Source organism: Burkholderia sp. MSh2 (assembly GCF_000731655.1).
Classification (GTDB): domain Bacteria; phylum Pseudomonadota; class Gammaproteobacteria; order Burkholderiales; family Burkholderiaceae; genus Burkholderia; species Burkholderia paludis.
Genome location: NZ_JPGM01000067.1, coordinates 34,429 through 56,215, shown reverse-complemented (window position 1 = coordinate 56,215; position 21,787 = coordinate 34,429). Strand labels below are relative to the sequence as shown.

Annotated in this window: 20 protein-coding genes and 1 pseudogene; 9 read left to right on the top strand and 12 right to left on the bottom strand. The window is 62.7% G+C overall.

What is annotated here, in order from left to right; genetic code table 11:
* The 4 genes and pseudogenes from GQ57_RS31770 to GQ57_RS40645 all read left to right on the top strand — a co-directional run.
* A partial coding sequence (locus tag GQ57_RS31770; protein WP_200880676.1) for a YadA family autotransporter adhesin occupies positions 1–2,246 on the top strand: 2,246 nt, incomplete at its 5' end.
* A 104-nt stretch (positions 2,247–2,350) separates the two neighbouring features.
* Complete coding sequence (locus tag GQ57_RS31765) at positions 2,351–3,037, top strand: OmpA family protein (RefSeq protein ID WP_034199935.1); 687 nt, start codon at positions 2,351–2,353, stop codon at positions 3,035–3,037.
* A gap of 190 nt (positions 3,038–3,227) precedes the next feature.
* Complete coding sequence (locus GQ57_RS31760; protein ID WP_081894967.1) at positions 3,228–4,214, top strand: LysR family transcriptional regulator; 987 nt, start codon at positions 3,228–3,230, stop codon at positions 4,212–4,214.
* A gap of 151 nt (positions 4,215–4,365) precedes the next feature.
* Positions 4,366–4,488: pseudogene (locus tag GQ57_RS40645) on the top strand (IS66 family transposase zinc-finger binding domain-containing protein); the annotation flags it as partial.
* A gap of 137 nt (positions 4,489–4,625) precedes the next feature.
* Here the strand turns inward: GQ57_RS40645 and GQ57_RS31750 are convergent.
* The 4 genes from GQ57_RS31750 to GQ57_RS40635 form a co-directional block, all read right to left on the bottom strand.
* The gene (locus tag GQ57_RS31750; RefSeq protein WP_034199933.1) at positions 4,626–5,777 is read right to left on the bottom strand and encodes a serine hydrolase domain-containing protein; all 1,152 of its coding nucleotides are present in this window, start codon (positions 5,775–5,777) and stop codon (positions 4,626–4,628) included.
* Between the two features lie 116 nt (positions 5,778–5,893).
* Complete coding sequence (locus GQ57_RS44450) at positions 5,894–6,034, bottom strand: integrase core domain-containing protein (RefSeq protein WP_160257577.1); 141 nt, start codon at positions 6,032–6,034, stop codon at positions 5,894–5,896.
* A gap of 121 nt (positions 6,035–6,155) precedes the next feature.
* Positions 6,156–6,359: a hypothetical protein gene (locus GQ57_RS43465; RefSeq protein WP_200880675.1), complete on the bottom strand. Its 204-nt coding sequence runs from the start codon at positions 6,357–6,359 to the stop codon at positions 6,156–6,158.
* 81 nt (positions 6,360–6,440) lie between these two features.
* Complete coding sequence (locus GQ57_RS40635; protein ID WP_235215160.1) at positions 6,441–7,055, bottom strand: hypothetical protein; 615 nt, start codon at positions 7,053–7,055, stop codon at positions 6,441–6,443.
* Between the two features lie 339 nt (positions 7,056–7,394).
* Between GQ57_RS40635 and GQ57_RS38370 the strand changes: the two genes are divergently transcribed.
* The 3 genes from GQ57_RS38370 to GQ57_RS31735 all read left to right on the top strand — a co-directional run bounded on the left by GQ57_RS38370 (position 7,395) and on the right by GQ57_RS31735 (position 9,880).
* A complete protein-coding gene (locus GQ57_RS38370; protein WP_160257575.1) occupies positions 7,395–8,132 on the top strand; it encodes a winged helix-turn-helix domain-containing protein in 738 nt (245 codons plus the stop codon).
* A 192-nt stretch (positions 8,133–8,324) separates the two neighbouring features.
* Positions 8,325–8,606 carry a hypothetical protein gene (locus tag GQ57_RS44445; protein WP_174923234.1) on the top strand — a complete coding sequence of 94 codons (282 nt, stop codon included), beginning with the start codon at positions 8,325–8,327 and terminating at the stop codon, positions 8,604–8,606.
* Positions 8,607–9,238: 632 nt separating this feature from the next.
* Complete coding sequence (locus GQ57_RS31735; RefSeq protein ID WP_034199940.1) at positions 9,239–9,880, top strand: response regulator; 642 nt, start codon at positions 9,239–9,241, stop codon at positions 9,878–9,880.
* Positions 9,881–10,180: 300 nt separating this feature from the next.
* Here the strand turns inward: GQ57_RS31735 and GQ57_RS31730 are convergent, their stop codons facing one another.
* From GQ57_RS31730 to GQ57_RS31715, 4 genes are all read right to left on the bottom strand, one after another.
* Positions 10,181–11,968 (bottom strand): acyl-CoA dehydrogenase C-terminal domain-containing protein, encoded by a 1,788-nt coding sequence (locus tag GQ57_RS31730; RefSeq protein ID WP_034199931.1) that lies wholly within the window; start codon positions 11,966–11,968, stop codon positions 10,181–10,183.
* A gap of 36 nt (positions 11,969–12,004) precedes the next feature.
* Positions 12,005–13,651: a long-chain-fatty-acid--CoA ligase gene (locus GQ57_RS31725; protein ID WP_034199930.1), complete on the bottom strand. Its 1,647-nt coding sequence runs from the start codon at positions 13,649–13,651 to the stop codon at positions 12,005–12,007.
* Between the two features lie 144 nt (positions 13,652–13,795).
* Positions 13,796–14,392 carry a 2-hydroxychromene-2-carboxylate isomerase gene (locus GQ57_RS31720; RefSeq protein WP_031401206.1) on the bottom strand — a complete coding sequence of 199 codons (597 nt, stop codon included), beginning with the start codon at positions 14,390–14,392 and terminating at the stop codon, positions 13,796–13,798.
* A 40-nt stretch (positions 14,393–14,432) separates the two neighbouring features.
* Positions 14,433–15,176, bottom strand: coding sequence for an SDR family oxidoreductase (locus GQ57_RS31715; RefSeq protein WP_031401205.1), 744 nt, complete (start codon positions 15,174–15,176; stop codon positions 14,433–14,435).
* A 63-nt stretch (positions 15,177–15,239) separates the two neighbouring features.
* Between GQ57_RS31715 and GQ57_RS31710 the strand changes: the two genes are divergently transcribed.
* Entirely contained in the window at positions 15,240–16,049 is an 810-nt protein-coding gene (locus tag GQ57_RS31710; protein WP_235215159.1) for a TetR/AcrR family transcriptional regulator, read from the top strand.
* Positions 16,050–16,087: 38 nt separating this feature from the next.
* Here GQ57_RS31710 and GQ57_RS31705 read toward each other — a convergent pair whose 3' ends face one another.
* Both GQ57_RS31705 and GQ57_RS31700 read right to left on the bottom strand, forming a co-directional pair.
* Complete coding sequence (locus GQ57_RS31705; protein WP_034199929.1) at positions 16,088–17,062, bottom strand: NAD(P)H-dependent flavin oxidoreductase; 975 nt, start codon at positions 17,060–17,062, stop codon at positions 16,088–16,090.
* Between the two features lie 471 nt (positions 17,063–17,533).
* Entirely contained in the window at positions 17,534–19,411 is a 1,878-nt protein-coding gene (locus GQ57_RS31700; RefSeq protein WP_052001546.1) for a tetratricopeptide repeat protein, read from the bottom strand.
* 393 nt (positions 19,412–19,804) lie between these two features.
* Here GQ57_RS31700 and GQ57_RS31695 point away from each other — a divergent pair, with 393 nt between their 5' ends.
* Positions 19,805–20,125, top strand: coding sequence for a hypothetical protein (locus tag GQ57_RS31695; RefSeq protein ID WP_031401201.1), 321 nt, complete (start codon positions 19,805–19,807; stop codon positions 20,123–20,125).
* A gap of 124 nt (positions 20,126–20,249) precedes the next feature.
* Here GQ57_RS31695 and GQ57_RS31690 read toward each other — a convergent pair whose 3' ends face one another.
* A complete protein-coding gene (locus tag GQ57_RS31690; protein WP_034199928.1) occupies positions 20,250–21,248 on the bottom strand; it encodes an ABC transporter substrate-binding protein in 999 nt (332 codons plus the stop codon).
* A gap of 46 nt (positions 21,249–21,294) precedes the next feature.
* Entirely contained in the window at positions 21,295–21,639 is a 345-nt protein-coding gene (locus tag GQ57_RS31685; protein WP_031401199.1) for a DUF3088 domain-containing protein, read from the bottom strand.
* Positions 21,640–21,787 lie beyond the last annotated feature (148 nt).

The window sequence follows — 21,787 nt, the reverse complement described above, 5'->3', positions numbered from 1 at the left end:
GCCTGAGCTCGACCGACAGCACCGTCACTTCGCTGTCGACCTCCACGTCGACCGGCCTGTCGTCGGCCAGCAGCTCGCTCACCTCGTTGTCCACATCGACCTCGACCGGTATCAGCTCGCTGTCCACCGGTCTCAGCTCGACCGACAGCACCGTGACCTCGCTGTCGACCTCCACGTCGACCGGCCTCTCGTCCGCTAACAGCTCGCTCACCTCGCTGTCCACGTCGACCTCGACCGGCATCAGCTCGCTCTCCACTGGCCTCAGCTCGACCGATAGCAGCGTCACTTCGCTGTCGACCTCCACGTCGACCGGCTTGTCGTCGGCCAACAGCTCGATCACATCGTTGTCTACCTCGACCTCGACCGGCCTCTCGTCGGCCAACAGCTCGATCAGTTCGCTGTCGACTTCGACGTCGACCGGCCTGTCTTCCGCCACCAGCTCGATCACGTCGCTGTCGACCTCGGCCTCGACCGGCATCAGCTCGCTGTCCACCGGCCTGTCGTCGACCGACAGTACGATCCTGTCGCTGTCCACGTCGACGTCGACCGGCATCGGCTCGTTGTCCACCGGACTCAGCACGACGAACAGCAACGTGGCCTCGCTGTCCACGTCGACCTCGACCGCGATCAATGCCTCGAAGACGCACTACTACAGCGTCAACGACAACGGCACGCAGCAGGCCAACTACAACAACGACGGCGCAACCGGCATCAACGCTCTCGCGGCAGGTACGAACGCCAGCGCGGCAGGCGCCAGCAGCGTCGCGGTCGGCGACGGCTCGAACGCGCAGACGGCAGGCGCGGTCGCGATCGGCCAGAACGCCTCGGCTACGGGCGGCAACGCCGTGTCGATCGGCGCCGGCAACACCGCGAGCGGCGACGGCGCAGTCGCGATCGGCGACCCGAGCATCGCGACGGGCACCGGCGCGGTGGCGCTGGGCGCGAACGACACGGCGACCGGCAACGGCGCGGTGGCGCTCGGCAACGCGAACACCGCGAACGGCGCGAGCGCGCTCGCCCTCGGCAATTCGAGCCAGGCCATCGCGGACAACACGATCGCGCTGGGCAACGCCGCCACCGCGAACGCCACGGGCGCACTGGCCTTCGGCGCGGGCGCTACCGCGAACCTTGCCAACTCCGTTGCGCTGGGCGCGGGCTCGATCACCGGCGCGGCAAACCCGACGTCGAGCACCACGATCGGCGGCGTCACGTACTTCTTCGCGGGCAGCTCGCCGACGAGCGTCGTCAGCGTGGGCGCGCCGGGCCAGGAACGCCAGGTCACGAACGTCGCTGCCGGCCAGGTTTCGGCCACCAGCACGGACGCGGTCAACGGCAGCCAGCTCAACGCGACGAATCAGGCGGTGAACAGCCTGTCGACGTCGACCGCGGCGAATTTCTCGTCGCTGTCGACCGGCATCAGCTCGCTGTCCACCAGCCTGAATGCGACCAACAGCAACGTGGCCTCGCTGTCCACCTCGACCTCGACCGCGATCAGTTCGTTGTCGACCGGCGTCGGCTCGCTGTCTACCGGCCTCAGCACGACGAACAGCAACGTGGCCTCGCTGTCCACGTCGACCTCGACCGGCATCAGCTCGCTGTCCACCGGCCTCAGCTCGACCAACAGCAACGTGGCCTCGCTGTCGAGCGGCGTGTCGAACATCAGCACCACGGTGAACCAGTTGTCGACGACGATCAACAACAACACCATCCGTTCGGCGAACAACAACGGGATCGCGGCCGACATGAACGGCACCGGCAGCGACGTGCCGAAGGTCACCGCCGGCTCGAACTCGGTGGCGATCGGCGCAAACTCGAACGACGGCGGCCGTTCGAACGTGGTGTCGGTCGGCAGCGACACGCAGCAGCGCCAGATCACGAACGTCGCGCCGGGTACGCAAGGCACGGATGCGGTCAACCTGAACCAGCTCAACACGGTGCAGTCGACGATGTCGACGGCGTTGTCGGGTCAGCAGGCGCAGATCAACTCGCTGGGTTCGCAACTGCAGCAGACCAACCAGATGGCGATCGAAGGTATCGCGGCCGTCGGCGCGATGGCATCGATCCCGCAACTGGATCGCGACGCCAACTTCGGGATGGGCGTCGGCACATCGACCTTCCTCGGCCAGAAGGCGATGGCGGTCAACATGCAGGCGCGCATCACGGAGAACCTGAAGGCGTCGATCAACGGCGGCTTCAGCGGCGGTCAGCGGGTGATCGGCGCCGGCATGCTGTATCAGTGGAAATAATCTGCGCCACCAACCGGACACGCTCCCGCGTTCCGGTTCGTCGCGCCGGCTGGTTGCCAGTCGGCGCGACGGGCTCTCCCAAAGAATGCATTGAGGATACAACCATGAACAAACTCACCTGTCTGGCCGCGCTTTCGGTCATGTCTCTCGTCGCGTGCTCGACGACGTCCGGCCCGACCTTCAGCGCATCCGAACTGCAGCCGCGCGACGGCGTGCGCACGTTCGAAGTGAGCTGTCACGGCGTGCTGTCGGGCCCGCAGACCTGCATGAAGGCCGCTCGCAAGATTTGCGGCGACCAGCCGGTACGTATCGTCGATTCCGCAAACGCGATACGCAAGAACGCCGATCCCGCATCGCTGGTGTTTCAATGCGGCGCCGCGCCCGCCCCGGTCGCTCCGCCGCCCTCTGAACCGGCGCCCGTGCCACCCGCCCCGCCCGTCACGATCGAGCACATCAACCTGTCGACGGATGCGCTGTTCGCGACTGCTCAGGCGACGCTGGCACCCGCCGCCCGTGCGTCCCTCGACACGCTTCTGAACGAGCGGACCGCCCGCACGTACTCCCTGGTAACGGTTACCGGTTACACCGACTCCGTCGGCGGTAATGCGTACAACCTGGCGTTGTCGAAACGACGTGCCGATGCCGTCGCCAATTATCTGAGGGCACACGGACAGAAGACGGCAGCGTGGTCGGTTTCAGGTCGCGGCAAGGCCGATCCGATCGCCGTCAACACAACGGCCGAAGGCCGCGCCCGCAACCGCCGCGTCGAAATTTCGCTGCGCGCCGACTGACGGATCGATCCGCGAAAGCGTGCGTCGACGATTCGATGTCGGCACGCGCATCGTGCGAGCAACCAACACGGGAGTGATTGCCCATGCTGGTCGCTCGCGCCTCTTGAACGACATGCCATCGTCCAGATTATTTTTCCCTACGTGACCTGTTCATTGCAGCATCCTTTCGGCAGATCAGGATTGAACAATCATGCGATCGATGCTGCGGGACAGTCGCGCGCTGCGCAGCCTGGAATTGTCTGTTTTCATGAAAAACTCATCGAGCCCCAAGATCAATCAACTGGCCTTAATGGATACGTTCGCTCGGATCGTAGAGACGGGAAGCTTCACCGACGCCGCCAGGCAATTGAACTCGAGCCAGCCCACCGTCAGTCGTCAGCTTCAGATTCTGGAAGCGCATCTTGGCGTACCGCTCATCAATCGAACCACGCACGGCATGGATGTAACCGAAACCGGCCGGCGATATTACGAGTACGTTCGATATCTGATCAACGACTTGATGGATTTTGAAGAACTGGTGAGAAGCGAAAAAAATATCGCTCACGGGGTCTTGCGTGTATCGGCGCCGAGTGGATTCGAAAAGAATATCATCACTCAAATCTCTGCCAGGTACCTCGAAGCCTGCCCCAGGGTCACGCTCGAGTGGCAAACCAATGAAAATCCGGTCAGGTTCTACGAGAACGCCATCGACTGCGCAATTTCCACTTCCGCCCCTGAAAGCTTCAACGCCGTCTTTGAAACCATCGGATATGTCAAGCGATTCATCGTCGCCACGCCTGAGTTCATCGAACGGCAATCGGGGAATTTCGCCCAGAGCGACCACATCGCCGCGCCTCCCTGGATCGCCTGCTCACCGCACTACCGTAACGAAATCGAATTGTTCGGAAAGGATGGAAAGGCAATCGATATCAAGATAAATCCGATATGTACCGTCGATCATCCGATCGCCGCCAAAAAACTGGCCAAGTCGCATATCGGCATCGCTCTCCTGCCCGAGCTGATGATATGCGACGCCCTCGAAAGCGGGGAGTTGATCAGGATTTTTCCGGACTTCGAGGGATGCCCCATTCCGTTAAATATCATCTACAAGGAAGGAAGCCAGAATCTCGCGAAAATGAAGGAATTCATTTCGATTGCGAAGCGGATCATCCATGACATGATTACCCCGATCGATTGATGCTACGCAAGCCTCGATGCCGGTGATATCGCTCGGGGCTTGCTGCCTGCGGTGACCTCGTTGCACCTTCGAAGCCGTGCGGATTCAACGCGTCGATGCAACACACTTGAAGCTGCATAGCAGCGAGGGCACTGTCAAGTTGTCGGAGAGAACTGAACGCTTCTGCACGAACGGCGGACACGCGCTCGTCGAGTTCGGTGCGGAGATCAGCGAGCAGCTCGATGTCATCCCCGAGCAGCGTCGTGTGATCCAGCACCCGCGCGTCAAATACGCGTGGCATAAATCGCCCCAAGGCGGGCACTGAACCGCCGAAGCTGACCGGCCGGGAAGCGGTCGCTCGGGATCGACCTTGACCGCACCAAGCTGAGCGGACATGCGGTTGATCCCGATTTCAGCGCTTGCGCTCTGGCGTTATGCCGCTGGAACGGCCGCTCCCACCTGCTGGTACACCGCCGTCTCGAAGCCAATGAGTGTCTCGACGACGGGCATGTCAAAGAAGGGCAGCAGTTGCGTCATTAGCACAGCGCCGATGCCCTTCGAGCGGTCGATCCAATAGTAGGAATTGAAGACGCCGGCCCAGTCGGCCGTGCCGTTGCCGCGCATGCCCGGCACGTCGTCGAGCGTGAGGTGGAAGCCCAGACCCCAGCCCTGCGGCACCGGTGCCGCGGGCACGTCGTTCGACAGTCCGGGCAGCGTGGACTTCATCAGCTCGGGTAGCTTGATCGGCCCGAGGTGGTTCTGCAGCGCCATCTGCACGGTTGCCGGTTCGAGGGTGCCGGCACCGTCGTTGAGCCATGCCTGCAAGAAGCGGCCATAGTCCTGCACCGTACCGTACGACCCGTGGCCGGCAGCGTCCCATTCGGAGGTCGGCGGCAGATCGAGGGCTGAAGGCGCGAGCGTGCCGTCGGCCTGGCGCTGCATCACGCGCATCAGCCGGCAGCGCTGTTCGGCGCTAGGGGTAAATGTCGAGTCGTTCATTCCCAGCGGCCCGTACACATGCTCCTTGATGTAGCTGCCCAAACTCTGCCCCGACAGCTTCTCGACAATGAGCCCGAGCCAATCGGTGCTGGCGCCGTACTCCCAGGCGGTGCCTGGGTCGTTCACGAGTGGCGCTGAAAGACTGCGCTTCAGCCCCGTGAGAGGGTGGGGCTCACCCGTCAGCTCGTGGTAGCGCAACAGCTTCTCGTTGAGGAAGAAGTAGCCGAGGCCGGCCGTGTGGGTCATCAGTTGGCGCACGGTGGCCCTGCTGGCAGGAGGGCGCAAGCAGGGCTTGCCGCCGTCGAAACCTTCCAGCACTTGCAACTGACCGAATTCCGGCAGAATCGATTCGACGGTGGCATCGAGGCTCAGCAACCCCTTCTCGACAAACTGCAGAGCCGCCGTGGTGGCGACGGCCTTCGTCATCGAGGCGTTGCGGAACATCGTCTGGCGGCCAGCCTCACCGACGGCGTGATGGAACAGCGGCCCGCTGCGGTCAACTACCACTGCTGCAATGCCGTGAACAACGCCCTTCGACACAGCGTCGTCCAGCAGCGCCTTGATGGCAGAACCGTCAAAAGTCATGTTGTCTCCTACGTTCGTGATTAGGAATCCGTACGCGAAATCACTTCTGGTACGGAGAGGTGGCCTCGCCCGTTCCGACAGGTTTTCGACATTTTTTAGAGGAATGTCCGCGGCAGTCATGCTGCCGATTTGATCGCAGGAAGCGTCGCGAGGTACTCCTCATCCGGCGTGCGATCCGCCAGGCTCGAATGGGGCCGTTTGCGGTTATACAGCTCGATGTATTCGCCGATGGAGCACCTGGCGCCTTTTCCATCCATCGACATCAGCCACTACCTGATGCACCGGTACAACTGGATACGGCCGCACCAGATCCATGACGGACTGGCGCCGGCGGTGGCGGAAGAAAAACATGACGCAGTGTCCGGGATTAGTTGACCACTACACTTCGGCATGCTGACAGTACAGCGCAATGAGATTCGCACCCGCCGGCAACGGCGTATAGTCCCCCGCGTCGATACTGATTGCCGAAGCCAATGTCGGGAAAGCGGCCGCCATCGCAAGCGCAGCCAGCTTCCAGGCGCGTGGGCCGCGGAACAAGCGCGCAACGCGAAGCGCTCGAATACCTGCCTGGTTTTTCTTCAAGTTCGCCTCCTAGATAACCGTCGGCCCCATGAGTTATCCGCTCATGAAAGTCTAGGATTCTTTATTATTTTATTTCGTCGTTCAGTGCAGACGTTGCGTCAACGCGTGCAAATATTCCCTGCACCGCGCGCTTTCCGATTGCACATGACGGAGGCGTCGCATCACGCCGGTTCCGATGCATTTCGACAGCTCATCCGGTAAACGCCGGGGCTGCATCCGAAACGCATCATGTCCGAAAAGCCGCACATGACTGCCAGCTCCAGAAGATTGCGGTTCGTGTCGGCCGGATCCAGAAGCGCCCGTCTGCTCGCCTGCAGTCGATATTCCTGGATCAACCTGAGGTGTCTGGCTAGTCGCCGCCAGTGCGCCATAAAGCGTACGTCTCGATACGTTCAGTGCATGGGCAAGCCGGCCCGGCGTCAGGTCGGGATCGCTATAGTGATGCGCGAGATAGATTTCAGCGTTCATCCGCAGGGACGCACTTCGCGCGCCGGCCCGGTTGAGCGAGTCGCCGGCCTCGCGGCGAACGACGGAATCGAGCAACATCAACGTCGCCTGCTCGAAACCGAACAGGCTTTCCGGGTCGCCCGGCACCTGCCCATCCATCAGATACTGGATGGACTGCAACGCGAGGTGCGCATTGCCGACCGTGCGGCGTACTTGCGTATCCGCCCGATTGACGAACCACCGCCACATCGTGCGGCTCCTCGCGGCGCCCGGCGTTCGACCATATTTATACGAAAATACATAATCCAGATAACAGATTTTCACCCAAGGAATTTAAGAAACAAAAATATTGGGACATCAGCTATTTATTGCCCACCAAGCTCTCTTGATGTACTTTAACCAGACACCCACTGAATCGCGAATACCAGTCACGCAAATAAGTTATTTGAATATCAGTCATTCAAATAATAATTGATCGAAACCGGCCACTGGCCCCGCAAGCGTCTGACAAATGTCATGTTTCGCCCGGACACCAGGACTACCCAAGGCGCGACCGCATCGACACCGAACGAATATCGGAAGATGAACATGAACATTCTTATCTTGAGCTCCCGCCCGGATATCTCCGGCGCCATAGCCGCTCAATTTCAATACGACTCCGCGCGAATCTTCACCGTGCCGTCCCTGAGCAAATCAAGGCCGATACTCAGAAGGACAAAAATCGACTGCGTCATCGTGACCGACTGGGTCGCCGATGTCATGCTCGAGGACTTCCGGCACAGTCTGACGGAAGCAATCGAGTACAAGCCGATGCTCGTGCATGCGCGATCGATTTCAAACCATGGCGGCGGTCATTGCTACTGCGGCCTCGACGATTGCATTCCGACCCCGGGTGAAGTATCCGCAAGAACCGCATTTTCAGACATCCCCCCGGAAGTCGTCGCCCGAAACATCATCTCGACCCACTCCGACTGGCGAAAGAAACGCATGCCGCTGAAAGTGAACGGTTATCATTTCATGCCGGATTGCAATCGTGTCGACTACAACCAGACCACCATCCGCTTGCGTCAAAAGGAATTTGATCTGGCCTACCTGATCTTCAAATTCCACACGGAAGTCGTGACTCACGATGAAATTCTGGAATTTCTGTGGCCGAATGACAAGACAAAAACATTGCGCAATATCGTACCTCACATGTCGACGATCAGACGCAAATTGCATCTAAACGCGGATCACGGGTTAGTCATAAGGTCGATTTATGGAGAAGGATATCGGCTCGAGGATTCTTCAGAAATAAATCTGGAAGAAGCAGTTCACCTCGATTAATCCGGCAAGGAGCGTCAACAAGCACAACCTCGGATCTTCATGTCGAGCGTGAGAATCTGCTTCCGGTGATCGGGCTTACCGCAACAGGAAAGTCGCTGGCCCGTTACAAGGCCTTGGCCTATTCCCACCTTCTGCCAATTACGAACTACGCCGGCATTGTCACGTTGCCGGACGGGTATCGCAGGATGTCGGATGAAGAAGACCCGAGCGCCAGATCACGACCAACCGTTTCCGGCGGCAGTCATCAGCCTGGCTGTGCGTCGGCATTCCCGTCTCCGACCGGGTCTGCGCGATACCGAAGAACGGTTGGCCGACACGGAGCATGTGTTCGTCAAGGCCAGCGCCAAGAACCGGGCAGCAAGCAGCCATCAGCCCACCCGTGAACGCGAGCGGCACATGCAAGGATTACCGACCCGAAGCCCACTCGGGCTTTCCTCGCGAGCGTCGGATCGCCCCGTCAGCATTTCGCCCTGAAGCCGCATCCGCCGCGCGCCTGCCTCCATCGCAAACACCTTGCCGCGCGTTTGTCGACATGGCGTGGCCTCGGCAGCATGGAGCAGCCGGCTGCTTTCACGCTCCTTGCGAACAGACTCCGTTAACGTGACAGCGCCTTGTTTTGCACTCTTCTTGCAGGTGAATTTTGGCAAGCCGAAAATAACGCACTACCATTTCTCGAATGACATCACGGAAATCGACGGCGCTTTACCTTTTCTTCAATTGTCTCTTATCAGGAATTAATGCACGAACTGGTCGATCCACTCATTCGAACAGGATTGGATAATGAGCGACTCACGCTGTGCCTTGGGACTAACACTCGACTTCACGCTCGGAGACGAATCGGGTTGCCGTCGCGTCCGTCCTGCACCGACAAGCCATTTCGCAGATCGACAGGGACCAAGCGCGCTCGTTCCAGGCATCGTCATGCAACCACTGTAACTCTATCGTGGTCAAATCGGCGCCCTCGCCCCGCACGACAGCCTCTCGCGATTCGTTTTTGCGGATTCCGAGGTGAATGTGGATCCAACTGCCGACGTTCGACCTATCGAGGCGAAACCTGTATGTCGAACGATGATCTCTCGAGCGTCCTCACATCATTCCATCGACTCATGAAGATATTGATTGTCGACGATCATCCGATCTTGCGGGCGGGTGTCGCGAAGCTGCTTCAGCAGGCTGGTGAAAACATGGTCGTCATACAGTCGAGCAGCGCGGACGAAGCCATGCGGTTGCTCGATCAGCACCTGGATCTGGACGTCGTGCTCCTTGACCTGACACTGAAAGGGATAGACGGTCGCGAGGCGATTGCCGAGTTCGGGAAAATTCGCCCCGAATTGCCGATCGTCGTCCTTTCCGCGTCAGAGAGCCTGCGGGACGTGCGGGACGCATTCGCACACGGCGCACTGGGTTACGTGCCCAAGACGTCGGGCTTGCAAACGCTGCTGGCGGCGATAAAAATGGCGCTGGATGGAGAGCGCTATGTTCCCCCCGTCATCCTTGATCATCAGGTTTTGCAAGACTCCAGCATGGTTCGCGGCCAGCCATCGGCGCGCATGACCGTATCGCTGACGCAACGCCAGATCGAAGTATTGCGCTATGTGGCCGATGGCGTGCCCAACAAGGTCATCGCGGACAAGATGAGCCTCTCCGAAAAAACCGTCAAGGCGCACATCACATCGATCTTCAGGGCATTGAACGTGATCAATCGCACTCAGGCTGCGGCTGCGGGCCGGAAGGCCGGGCTCATTTGACACCGCGAGATTGCAAACTGGCTGCTGCGTCCGACCGGCAAGCATCGGACCCGGTGCTTCGGGCTGTATATCGACGCGCGGCGTCGTGCTCGCCGACGGTGCGCCACGACAGCCAAGGCTCGCCGTACGCGTCATGAACACTGCGTCGAGTAACGGAAATATCGGCGTACGGCCAGGAAACCGATGCTCGCGATCAAGCGATTGCGTCCTCTTCATCCCGACATCCTGCGATACCCGCGCGTCAACGTGACAACGCCGCAGCGATTTCAGCACAATGGCATCGCCATTCGATCGTTGCCCCTAGAACGCCTCGTCAGCCGGCTCCATCAGGCTGGCCGGACTTGCCAGCACGAGTGCCAGTTGATAGTCGATCTCCGGATGCATCCGGGCGAAGTAGTATCGTGCGGTGGCCAGCTTCGTGCGGTAGAAATCGTCGTCATGCCCGCATTTTGCAAGCGCGACCCTCGCCATCTGAGCCCAAAGGTAGGCAAAGAGCAGGTGACCGATGACGCGCGTGTAATGCACGGCGGCGGCACCGGCAAATTCCGGATCGCGCCGTTGACCGTCGAGAATCGCCGACGTGCCCCGCCGCGCCTTGTCGATTGCCGCAAGCAAGGGGGTGGAAAATTCGTTCATGGCCGGCGCGGCGCGACTGTTTTCCACGAAGCCTTCGATATCCGCCAGGAGCAGGTCGAGACTGGCTCCGCCATCCACGGCGATTTTGCGATTCACGAGATCAAGCGCCTGGATCGCATTGGTGCCTTCATAGATCGAACTGATGCGTGCGTCCCGGACATATTGCTCGATTCCGGTTTCGACGATATAGCCATGCCCGCCGAACACCTGCATCCCCAGGTTCGTGCTTTCGAACGCGTTGTCGCTCACGAATGCCTTGGCAATCGGCGTCAACAGCGGGATCAACCGCGCGGCCGCGGCACGGCGCGTCTCGTCGGCATCCGATTGCTCGTGGTCGGCCAGCACGGCCAGCCAGGCCGTCAGCGCGCGGCCGCCCTCGGTGTATGCGCGCTGGGTCAACAGCATGCGCCGCACGTCCGGATGAACGATGATCGGATCCGCTGCCGCGGCTGGCAGCCTGGGACCTGACGCACTGCGCGACTGGAGCCGCTCCTTCGCGTATCCGGATGCCTGCTGGTACACGAACTCGCTGAGGCCGACCGTCTGGGTGGCAACGACGAGTCGCGACGCGTTCATCATCACGAACATCGCATTCAATCCTCGGCCGCGCTCCCCGACCAGCCAGCCACGTGCGCCATCGAAGTTCATCACGCATGTCGCGTTGCCGTGGATGCCCATCTTCTCCTCGAGCGCGCCGCACTGTACCGCGTTTCGCTCGACCGGCTCGCCACGCTCGTTCACCAGGAATTTCGGCACGAGAAACAACGAGATCCCCCTCGATCCGGCCGGTGCATCGGGTAGCCGCGCGAGAACGAGATGCAGAATGTTGTCGGTCAGATCCTGGTCGCCGCCCGAAATGAAGATCTTCGTTCCGGTGATGCGATAAGACCCGTCCGCTGCAAGCTCCGCACGGGTTCCGAGCAACCCGAGATCGGAGCCGCAATGCGCTTCGGTCAGGCACATCGTGCCCGACCATGCTCCCGATACGAGTTTCGGCAAGTACAACCGCTTGAGTTCCGCATTGCCGTGCTCGAACAGACAACTGCCCGCGCCATGTGACAATATCGGGTAGGCGCCCCACGCCTGGTTGCACGCACAAATCATCTCGGTGACGGCATTGCCGACCACATGCGGCAGCGCCTGCCCGCCGAACTCGGCCGGGCCGGTGAGCGCCGGCCACCCGCCCTCGACATATTGCCGATACGCTTCCGGGTACCCTGCCGGTGTCCTGACGCTACCGTTCGCGTCCCGTGTACACCCTTCCCGATCGCCGGGCAGGTTCAGGGGTTGCAACACGTCGCGGCTGAATTTGCCGGCCGCCTCGATGATCTGGTCGACGGTGCCGGCATCCAGGTCGCTGTGCCGCGGCATTGCCGAGAAGCGGCTTTCGACATTCAGCAGTTCATGCAGCAGGAATTGCATGTCACGGACTGGCGGTCTGTACTTGATCATTCTTTTTCCCGGATCGTTATCGATGACATGCCGCGTTCACGGACGCAATGCGCGGCGCAGCACTTTGCCGACAGGCGACTTCGGCAACGCGTCGACGAACTGGAATTGCCGAGGCACCTTGTATGCCGTCAGGTGCTCGCGCGCGAAGCGCTCCAGAACCTCTCCGGTGAGCCCGCTGTCGCGCGTTACCACGAACACCTTGAGCGCTTCGCCGGTTTTTTCGTCCGGAACACCGATGCATGCGCATTCGACGACCTCGCGGTGCAGGCTGATGACGGCCTCGATCTCGTTCGGGTAGACGTTGAAACCCGACACCAGCACGACATCCTTCTTGCGATCGACAATGGACAGGAATCCGGATTGATCAAGAACGCCGATATCGCCGGTCCGAAGATAGCCGTCCGCAGTAAACGCATCGCGGGTTTCGTCGGGCCGATTCCAGTAACCGCTCATGACCTGCGGGCCTTGGACGGTGATTTCGCCCGGGGCACCGATCGGCACCTCTCTGCCCGCGCCGTCCAGCAGTTTGATATCGGTCGACGGAAACGGCACGCCGACGCTGTCCCTGCGCTCGAATGCTTGCGGCGGTGTACCGCACACGCTGGGGGATGCCTCGGTCAGTCCATACGCGCCGAGCAGATGACAACCGGTCAATTCCTGCCATCTTCTTGCAACGGCGCTCTCGATCTGCGCACCCGCGCCGATCGTTTGCCGCAGGCAACTGAAGTCGAGGGCCCGAAACGGTTCGTATTCGAGCAACGCATTGAACAAGGTGTTCACACCGAGCAGATACGCGAAGCGGTACTCCCGAAATTCGCGCACGAAGTGCGCCAGATCACGCGGGTTCGGTATGTACACGTTCTTGCGCATCGTCGCGATCGAGAAAAAGCAGCCTACCGCCAGCCCCATGATGTGGTAGATCGGCAGGACGGTCACCACGCACTCGTCACCTCGGGTGAAGCCGATCCCGAACCAATCGCACATGATCAGGGTGTTGGCGACGATGTTCCGATGCGTCAGGACGGCCGCCTTGCTTTTCCCGGTCGTGCCGCCCGTGTACTGCAGGAACGCATTCATGTCCAGATCGACGACGGCGTCGACATGGGCTGACGCACTACCTTTCAGAAGCGCGTCGACGAACCGGCTCCCCACGCGCGCAGCCTGCGGCTCGGCTGCCGCGACGGACGGCGCTGCATCCCGCCCGATCTTGCTCAGCAACGGCATTTCATCGGCTGCCGCGACGACGACCTTGTACGGTCGACCTTCGATGTCGACCGGCAGCACGTCGAGCGCCGATTCGACGGCGACCAGCAGGCTCGCGCCACTGTCCTTCAGGTTGAAAAGCACCTCGCGAGTCGTATAGAACGGATTCAGGTTCACCAGTGTCAGGCCGGCCCGCAGCGCACCGAACACGGTGACAGGATAGTGAAGCAGGTTCGGCAGCATGACCGCGACGCGATCGCCGACGTGCAGCCCCTCGACATTCACCAGATAGCTGGCAAATGCGCGACTCAGCGTATCCAGCTCCCGATAGCTCAGTGTCGAGCCATGACATACCACCGCGGTTTCGTCCGGACGCGCGTCGACGGCCCGAACGAGAAAATCCACGGCCGAACGATAGCCTTCCAGGTCGATTTCGAAAGGGACACCTTCCTGGTAGTGCCGCTGCCAAATCCTCTCCATGCTTCTCGTCCCCTGACTGAGTTCATTCACTCGGGCCGCGAACCGGCGGCAACCCGTGGCGACTGCCTGCCATCCGGATGTCGGGCCGGTCGCGTGCCCGATATGCCGATGCGTCGGCGCCCGGACCGGGCGCGCGAGCGCGCGTCAATCGAAATTCAATGCATCGCGCACGAAGTCGAGCCGGTCCTGACCGAAGAACATCTGCGTACCGACGAACATCGTCGGTGTGCCGAACAGCCCTCGAGCGACGGCTGCCTCGGTTTCCGCCTTCAGCCTTTCCTTGACGGCCGGATCCTGGACGATCCCGGCGATCAGTCGATAATCGAGATCGCCATCCTGCAGCACCTTCTGCAACGTATCCGGGTCGCCAAGATTCTGCGGCTGCGCCCACATCGCGCGGAATATCACGTCGACATATCGCTGGAACAACGCTTCGTCGCGCATCTGCAAGCCGGTCGCGCCGCGCATGAGCGTCAGCGTGTTGATGGGAAAATGCGGATTGTGTTCATAGCGGACGCCGTACTTGCGTGCGAACCGCTGGAGATCCTCCAGCATCCATGCCGACTTGGCGGGGATCATCGCCGGCGACGCATTGTTCGTCGCCTTGTGGATGGCCCCCAGCAGAACCGGCTTGAATACGAGTTCTGCCTGATGGTCGGCGGCAATCGCGGGAAGCTGGGTCCACGCGAGATAGGCGGTCGGGCTGCCGAAATCGAAGTAGAATTCGATGCGCTTTTCCATTGAAATACCTTTAGTCATGCTGATTTATTGAAGGGAAGATTCACCACGTTTCGCGCCACGGCCGCAGATCCAGCTCGTGCGTCCACGCATCGCGCGGCTGCGTATGCAGATACCAGTAGTTCTCGGCGATGTGGTCCGGGTTGAGGATTCCGTCTTCCGCCTTCGTGGCGTAACGCTCCGGGAAGTTCTCCCGAATGAATTCTGTATCGATCGCACCGTCTACCACGACATGTGCAACGTGAATGTTCTTCGGCCCCAACTCGCGCGCCATGCTCTGGGCGAGTGCACGTAGTGCGTGCTTTGCGCCGGCGAATGCCGCGAAATTGGCGGATCCGCGCATCGCGGCAGTAGCGCCGGTGAAGATGATCGTGCCCCGCGCCCTTCCGACCATCCGCTTCGCCACTTCGCGACCGAACAGAAAGCCGCCGAAACAGGCCATTTCCCAGATCTTGTAATACTTGCGCGCCGTTTCCTCGAGGATACTGCACGGGACGTTTGCACCGATGTTGAAGACCATGACCTCGATCTGACCGATCTCCTGTTCGATCCTCGACACGACATCGATCACGTCTTCCTCCTTGCGCGCATCGGATCCGAATCCGACCGCGACGCCCCCTTCGGCCTCGATCTGCCGGATCAACGGCTCGAGCTTGTCGGCCTGGCGACGCACCACGCAGGCAACCAGGCCTTCGCGCGCAAAGCGCCGGGCGATTGCGCCACCGGTAGCGTCTCCGGCTCCGATGATGAGTGCCGCACGTCGGCCCTTGGTGCTCTCGTTGCTCATCTCTTCCTCCTATAAATAAACGACCGTTCATTTATAGGGCGGGACATTTGCTTTGCATAGTCCTTGATTACCCTGATGCGAACGGTTGCCTGTGACGAGGCCGTCAAGCGGCCCGAAAAGGGCTTCACCCGCGTGCTACCATCGGCCGGCCTGCAGCCGAGTCAGCTCCTGCATACCCGGTCCGCCGGCATCCGCTCCGTCGCTCCGACGCGCTGTGATCCGGGTCGCTCGGGACTTGAATGGGCGATGGGTGACGGCTATCCTGATCTTGAAATCCCTTACCACCAGTGGACCCCGGCGACCATGCGCTACTCAAGTACCCACAAGGAAGAAACCCGCCGGAAGTTGCTCGCGCAAAGCCGCGCCATCGCGAAGCGCGGCGGCTTCGCGACAACGGGTATCGATGCGCTGATGGCGTCGATCGGGCTGAGCGGGGGCGCCTTCTACAACCACTTCGCGTCGAAGCAGGCGCTCTTCGAGGCACTGGTCAGCGAAGAGGTCGAGCAGAGCGCGGAGATGCTGGCGGGTGACGATTCATCTCCCCCCGATCATGTCGCACGCTGCCTGCGAAACTACCTGAGTTCCGTTCATGCGCTGCATCCGGAGAATGGCTGCGTTTTGCCTACGCTCGGACCGGAGATCGCGCGTGCAGAGCCGGCCGTTCGGGAAGTCGTGGAGGCGGCGCTCAAGCGCACGCAAAAGAGCTGGAGCAGTCGCACCGGCGATTCCGACGCAGCATGGGCCCTCATTGCGCAATGCGTCGGTGCGCTGGTGCTCGCACGCTCGGTGGAATCGGAACGTACGCGCAAGGAAATTCTCGCGGCCAGCCGGCGGTTCCTCGCCGAGGCGTTGTCGATCGATTCGTTGCGCTGACCGACAGCCATTCGTACCGAATCGCAGCGGCTCGCCGCTCATCCGAGCATGCTTCCGAGACGTCCCTGAATCAGGCGTACGCTGTCGCTCATGATGCGGTCGATCAGTTCCCTGACGGTTGGAATATCGTGGATCAGGCCGGCGACCATGCCGCAGCTCCACGCGCCGGCGTCCAGTTCGCCCTCGACCATCACTTTCGGGTAAATGCCGGCAACCTGGTCGAGAATGTCCTCGAATTTCAGCGCATCGCCCCGCTCCCGCTCGATCTCGATCAGCCGATCGACTCCCGCGTTTCTCAGCACGCGTTCCGTGTTCTTCAGGCTGCGCATGACCAGCCGGGTATCGCGCTCCGTCGCGGCCACGATGGCCTGCTTCACGTTCTCGTGAACCGGCGCTTCCTTCGTCGCAACGAATCGCGTCCCCATATTGATGCCGTCGGCGCCCATCGCGAGCGCCGCAACGAGGCTGCGGGCGTCGGCCATGCCGCCCGACGCGACGAACGGAATCGCAAGCTCGTCCGCAGCGCGCGGCAGCAGAATCATGTTCGGCACGTCGTCCTCGCCCGGATGGCCCCCGCATTCGAAGCCGTCGACGCTCACCGCGTCGCAACCGATCTTTTCCGCCTTCAACGCGTGACGGACGGACGTGCACTTGTGAATCACCTTGATACCGGCCGCCTTGAATGCCGGCATGTACTGCTCCGGGCTGCGCCCGGCGGTTTCGACGATCCGGACGCCGCCCTCCGCAATCGCCGCGATGTACTCCGGATACGGCGGCGACGAAAGCGTCGGCAGGAACGTGACATTCACGCCGAACGGTTTGTCGGTCATGTCGCGGCACCGCGCAATTTCCTTCGCCAGCAGCTCCGGCGTCTTTTGCGTCAGCGCCGTGATGAACCCGAGCCCGCCCGCATTCGACACGGCGGCCACGAGTTCGGCCAATCCGACGTAATGCATCCCGCCCTGGATGATCGGGTGTTCGATGCCGAACAGCTCGGTAATACGCGTCTTCATAGATGTCTCCACGATGCCGAAAGGTACAGCAGCTTCAAGCGACGACCAGCAGGCCGGTCGCGCGCACGCCGCCGCCGGCCCATGTCGTCATGCAACGGATCCTTTCGCCCTGATTCACCCGTTCGAATCATGCGCAACTCTCGGGCGGCAGGTCGGACGCAGTCCGGGCATCCGCTTTAATGAACGATCGTTCGTTTATCGGACGTTATGCGAAAGCAATCGTCGTGTCAAGCCGGACAGTCACCGGATCCGTGCGAAATCCGGCGAGGGCATTGGCACGTTGCCGAGGGGGTATCGCGGGACGTCGGGATGAAGAAGACGAAGTCGCTTTAACGCGTTCATCGGCTTCCGGCGGCGCTCGTCCGACTGACCGTGCGCCGGGATTTCCGTTTCCAGCCGAATCAGCACGACATCGAGGAACCGCTGTTCGAGCACGGTGTGGTCGTGAGCCGCGAGACGATCCGGATCTTCCTAACGTGGCGCGGATGCGCGCAACGCGTCCCGTTCCACGCGAAGATGCTCAAGCTCGCCCGCGACGCGCTCGACCACATCGCTCCACTGCCCAGGTTCCGATTGCCGGAACAGGCGCGCGCCCGGATACCACGGCGAATCGTCCCGGTCCGCGAGCCAGCGCCAGCAGCCGTCGAAGCGCGACAGGATCCACACCGGCTTGCCCAGCGCACCCGCCACATGGGCCACCGACGTGTCGACGGTAATCACGAGATCCAGATGGGAGATGATCGCCGCCGTGTCCGCGAAGTCGCGCACGAGCGCCATCGGATCGGCGGGACGCAGCGGCGGCGGCAGCGTGTCGAGCTGCCGGCGGGTCGTCTCGCCCTTCTGCAGGCTCACGAAACTCACGCCCGGCATCCGCAGCAGCGGCAGATACGCGCTCGCCGGCAGCGAGCGCCGGCGGTCCGTCGCGTGCGCCTGCGGCTGGTCGGGCCGCGGATCGCCGGCCCAGACCAGCCCGACCTTCAGGCCCGCCGCGGGCACGCTGTCGCGCCACCGCTCGGCGAGCGCCGCGGGCACGTGCAGGTACGGCATCGTCGCGGGTATCGTGTCGAGCGTCGTTCCGCAGCGCAACGGCAGGCTCATGATCAGGCAGGCGTAGTCGTGCGACGGAAGCGCCGCCGCTTCGTCGAGCGCGACGCAACGATCCACCCCGTCGACCGTCGCGATCAGGCGCGTCAACGCGGCCGGACACACCACGGTCAGCGTCGACACGCCACGCCGCTTGAGTAGCGGCAGATAGCGCGCGAACTGCACGACGTCGCCCAGCCCCTGCTCGGGCCAGACGACCAGCGATTTTCCGTCGAGAGGCTCGCCCTGCCACAGCGGCGCCGGCAGGCTCGCGAGCACGCCGCTCGCCGCGGCGTCGCCCCAGTGCGCGGACGGCTGCAGGCGCGCTTCGTAATGCCGCCATCCGTCTTCGTACCGCCCCATCGCCAGCAGCACCAGGCTCAGGTTGAAGACGGTCGGCGCGCGATCGTGATCGAGCGTCAGCGCGTGTCTCAGCGCGGCGGCGGCCTCGTCGAGCCGGCCGGCGTCATGCAGCAGGCGGCCCAGGTTGTTCCACACCTCCGCGAACGACGGATCGTTTGCGAGCACGTCGCGGTAACACGCTTCGGCTTCGCCGTATCGCTGCTGCTCGAACAGCACGTTGCCGAGATTGCCTCGCGCGTCGCGATAGCCCGGTTGCAGCGAAACCGCGCGCCGCAGGCAATGCTCGGCCTCCGGCAGCCGCCCGCGCCGCTGCAGCAACGCGCCGAGAAGATTGAGCGTCGCGGCGTCGTCCGGCGCGTGCACGAGCGCCTCCCGATAGTGCCGCTCCGCTTCGTCGGGTCGCCCAAGCTCCTGAAGCAGCGTCGCCAGATCGACATGCGTCGCGGCATCGCCCGGGCGGGCGATCACGGCATCGTGAAACGCGCGTTCGGCTTCCGCGCGGCGACCCGTCGCGTGCAGCAGCAAGCCGAGCCTGCGCAGCACCGGACCATGGCCGGGATCCAGCGCCAATACGCGGCGATAGCAGGCCTCCGCTTCGTCGAAGCGCTTGCCGTCGTGCAGCAGCAGGCCGAGATTGCAGCAGGCGTCCACGCTGTCCGGGCGAATCCCGACGGCCCGTCGGTAGCAATGCTCGGCCTCGCCCGCCCGACCTTCCGCTTCGAGAATGACGCCAAGATTGCTCAGCGCTTCCGCGTGATCGGGGTGCAGCGCAAGCACTGCGCGGTAGTGCCGAGCGGCGTCCGCCGCCAGTCCGGCGTGATGCGCGGCGACGCCGGCTGAAAATTCCGCGTTGGCCGCGGCGATGCGTTGCGCGTCATCGCCCGGGACGTTGGGTTGGCTCATGTTCGGCTTGATGGGTGGCGCTTCGCGACGACTGCCGGTTCATCCAGTCCGGAAGCCCGTTCCGGAACCCGCGCGGCCTGCCGGAACCCGGCGGTGGCCGGAATTTCGTGCCGGAACGACGGCGCTGCCGCCCTGCCGGGCGCGCAGCCGCCTCGCCCGGCCACAAAGGCAGGATGCCCGATCATTATCCCGGCACGGCGCAAAAATGCCATCCCCCGGCGCCATTGTTAAATAGCTTGAATGACCGCCAACGGGGCAACAATTTGCCGTACCATCCGCCCGTCATCCTGCCTGATGCCGACCAAGGTCGACCGACCTCGGGCCACGGCCACGGCTTGTTACCGTCGGGCGTCCGAAGCGGGCACCGATTTCATCCGAACACCAGGACCGATCATGTTCCAGTCCCCGGGAGATTCATTCGTCAGCGGTTCGCTGCTGGGCCTGTGCGTCGAGGTGCCGCTCGCCGCGCTCGTATCGCTGGCGATGCACGGCGTCGACTGGAACGGGCAACGCATCGCGATGCTCGTCGCCACGCCGGTCCTGATCGCCTGCATCGCCCTGCTCACCCGGCCGGTGGCATTCAGCACGGTCTGGAAGCACAAGCGCTCGCCGTTCGTGCTCGACGACAACGTGCGCGCGTCGATCTACGGCCGGCTCTGCGGAATCGCGCTCGGGCTGGTATTCGGCATCATGGTCGCGACGACGTTCTCCTGAGCCGGTCGATCCCGCTTGCCCGGCGCGCCCCGCGCCGGGTATGACACGCTGCTCATGCACGGGCGCTTGAGCAAGTGCGAATGCACCCGCCCACCTCACCCGGCGATCGTCCCGCCGATCCCGGTCACGCGGCCACCAGCGCGTTGAACGACGTATCCCAGAACGGCGCGACCGTGGCCGGCCCATCCAGCACACCGATCCGCGCGAACACGTCCGCGACCTGCTGATGTTGCGCCACCACGTCGGGCGTTACCGGCAACAGCGCATAGTCCTCGCTGCGCTGGTCGAACATCGCGACGAGATCGGCCACCGGCACGCGCGTTTCGCGATTCTGCGCGAGCGCATAGTCGCGGAAGTGCCCGTTCGCCCACGCATACGCGCGCCGGAACCGCAGCAGCAGATCGCCCGTCGCCGCCCGACGGCGCGCGTCGTCGAGCGTGCGCGGGTTCGCATACACCGGAAAATTGCCCGACAGATAGCCCTTGCCCGTCTTCAGCACGCGGGCGCCGTAGCGATTGCGCGCAAGCTGGCCGTTGTAGCCGTAGATCGCCCACGCATCGATATCGCCGCGATCGTACGCCGACAGCCCGTCGGTCGGCGACAGGTTGATCGGCTGGATGTCGTCGAAACCCAGACCGGCCTCCACGAGCTGGCGATACAGGAAATAGTGCGACGTCGTCGCTCGCACATAGCCGACCCGCTTGCCCTTCAGGTCCGCAATGCTGCGGATCGGCGTGTCCTTGCGCGCAAGCGTGACCTGGTTGTTCAGATCCTCGCGCACGCGCGAGATGAACCGGACACTGGCTTTCTGGCGTGCGGCGAACACCGCCGGAATTTCGCTGCCCGAACCGATATCGAGCGCATCCGCGTTGAGCGCCTCGATGTGCAGCACGCCGTTGTTCAGCTCGCGCCAGTCGATCCGGTAAGGCGTGTCGGCCAGCCCGGCCGCCTGCAGCAGCGCGCGCCAGCCGCCCTTGTAGGTCGCGACGCGCAGCGTCGTGCCCGAGAGATCGGCGCTGACCGGCGGCGCGGCGGCAAACGCGGCGTTCACGGCGAGCGGGGCCGCCACGGCCGCGGCGCCGGCGAGCAGCAGGCGGCGGCGTGCCGCCGAAATTGACGACATCGGATACTCCTGTCGGTCGATCGGGTGGAAGACGGAAACCGTCGCGTCAGTGCAGCGCGGGAAACCCGTGGCGCTCGGTCAGCAACTCGAGGATGCGGCGTGCGTCGGTCACGAAGCGCACGTCGCCAAGGGTCTGTGCATCGTCCGGCGCCGGCTGGTCGCGGCCGAGCACGAGGACCGGCAGCCCCTGGTGCGCGTCGTCGAGTGCGTCGATCACCGCGTGCCGCGGCCGCTCGAAGCCGACGCGCTTCACATCGATGCGGCCGGCGCGATCGGGCGCGCTCGCCAGCAGCCCTTCGATCGACAATCCATGCGGGCAGACGAAGCGTTGCCCCGGATGCTTCGGATCGGTAAAGCCCGGTTCCAGCAGAAACAGCACATCGCGACTCATGTCAAACGGCTCCCGTGTTCGTTGTTCAGCCGGGACGCATGCGCGCGGCGCGCCCTCGTGCTCCCGGATCAGGCCGGCCCGCGGCCGGATGCCCGACTGTACCGTCACGCCTCGCACGGCCCTACCAACGTTTTGCGGAATCGATATT

What these genes read in the sequence shown, in the direction of transcription:
- GQ57_RS31765 (WP_034199935.1), top strand. Translation starts at nt 2,351, where the DNA reads ATGAACAAACTCACCTGTCTGGCCGCGCTTTCGGTCATGTCTCTCGTC.
- GQ57_RS31760 (WP_081894967.1), top strand. Translation starts at nt 3,228, where the DNA reads ATGCGATCGATGCTGCGGGACAGTCGCGCGCTGCGCAGCCTGGAATTG.
- GQ57_RS31750 (WP_034199933.1), bottom strand. Translation starts at nt 5,777, where the DNA reads ATGACTTTTGACGGTTCTGCCATCAAGGCGCTGCTGGACGACGCTGTG.
- GQ57_RS44450 (WP_160257577.1), bottom strand. Translation starts at nt 6,034, where the DNA reads ATGGATGGAAAAGGCGCCAGGTGCTCCATCGGCGAATACATCGAGCTG.
- GQ57_RS40635 (WP_235215160.1), bottom strand. Translation starts at nt 7,055, where the DNA reads ATGTGGCGGTGGTTCGTCAATCGGGCGGATACGCAAGTACGCCGCACG.
- GQ57_RS38370 (WP_160257575.1), top strand. Translation starts at nt 7,395, where the DNA reads ATGAACATTCTTATCTTGAGCTCCCGCCCGGATATCTCCGGCGCCATA.
- GQ57_RS44445 (WP_174923234.1), top strand. Translation starts at nt 8,325, where the DNA reads ATGAAGAAGACCCGAGCGCCAGATCACGACCAACCGTTTCCGGCGGCA.
- GQ57_RS31735 (WP_034199940.1), top strand. Translation starts at nt 9,239, where the DNA reads ATGAAGATATTGATTGTCGACGATCATCCGATCTTGCGGGCGGGTGTC.
- GQ57_RS31730 (WP_034199931.1), bottom strand. Translation starts at nt 11,968, where the DNA reads ATGATCAAGTACAGACCGCCAGTCCGTGACATGCAATTCCTGCTGCAT.
- GQ57_RS31725 (WP_034199930.1), bottom strand. Translation starts at nt 13,651, where the DNA reads ATGGAGAGGATTTGGCAGCGGCACTACCAGGAAGGTGTCCCTTTCGAA.
- GQ57_RS31720 (WP_031401206.1), bottom strand. Translation starts at nt 14,392, where the DNA reads ATGGAAAAGCGCATCGAATTCTACTTCGATTTCGGCAGCCCGACCGCC.
- GQ57_RS31715 (WP_031401205.1), bottom strand. Translation starts at nt 15,176, where the DNA reads ATGAGCAACGAGAGCACCAAGGGCCGACGTGCGGCACTCATCATCGGA.
- GQ57_RS31705 (WP_034199929.1), bottom strand. Translation starts at nt 17,062, where the DNA reads ATGAAGACGCGTATTACCGAGCTGTTCGGCATCGAACACCCGATCATC.
- GQ57_RS31700 (WP_052001546.1), bottom strand. Translation starts at nt 19,411, where the DNA reads ATGAGCCAACCCAACGTCCCGGGCGATGACGCGCAACGCATCGCCGCG.
- GQ57_RS31695 (WP_031401201.1), top strand. Translation starts at nt 19,805, where the DNA reads ATGTTCCAGTCCCCGGGAGATTCATTCGTCAGCGGTTCGCTGCTGGGC.
- GQ57_RS31690 (WP_034199928.1), bottom strand. Translation starts at nt 21,248, where the DNA reads ATGTCGTCAATTTCGGCGGCACGCCGCCGCCTGCTGCTCGCCGGCGCC.
- GQ57_RS31685 (WP_031401199.1), bottom strand. Translation starts at nt 21,639, where the DNA reads ATGAGTCGCGATGTGCTGTTTCTGCTGGAACCGGGCTTTACCGATCCG.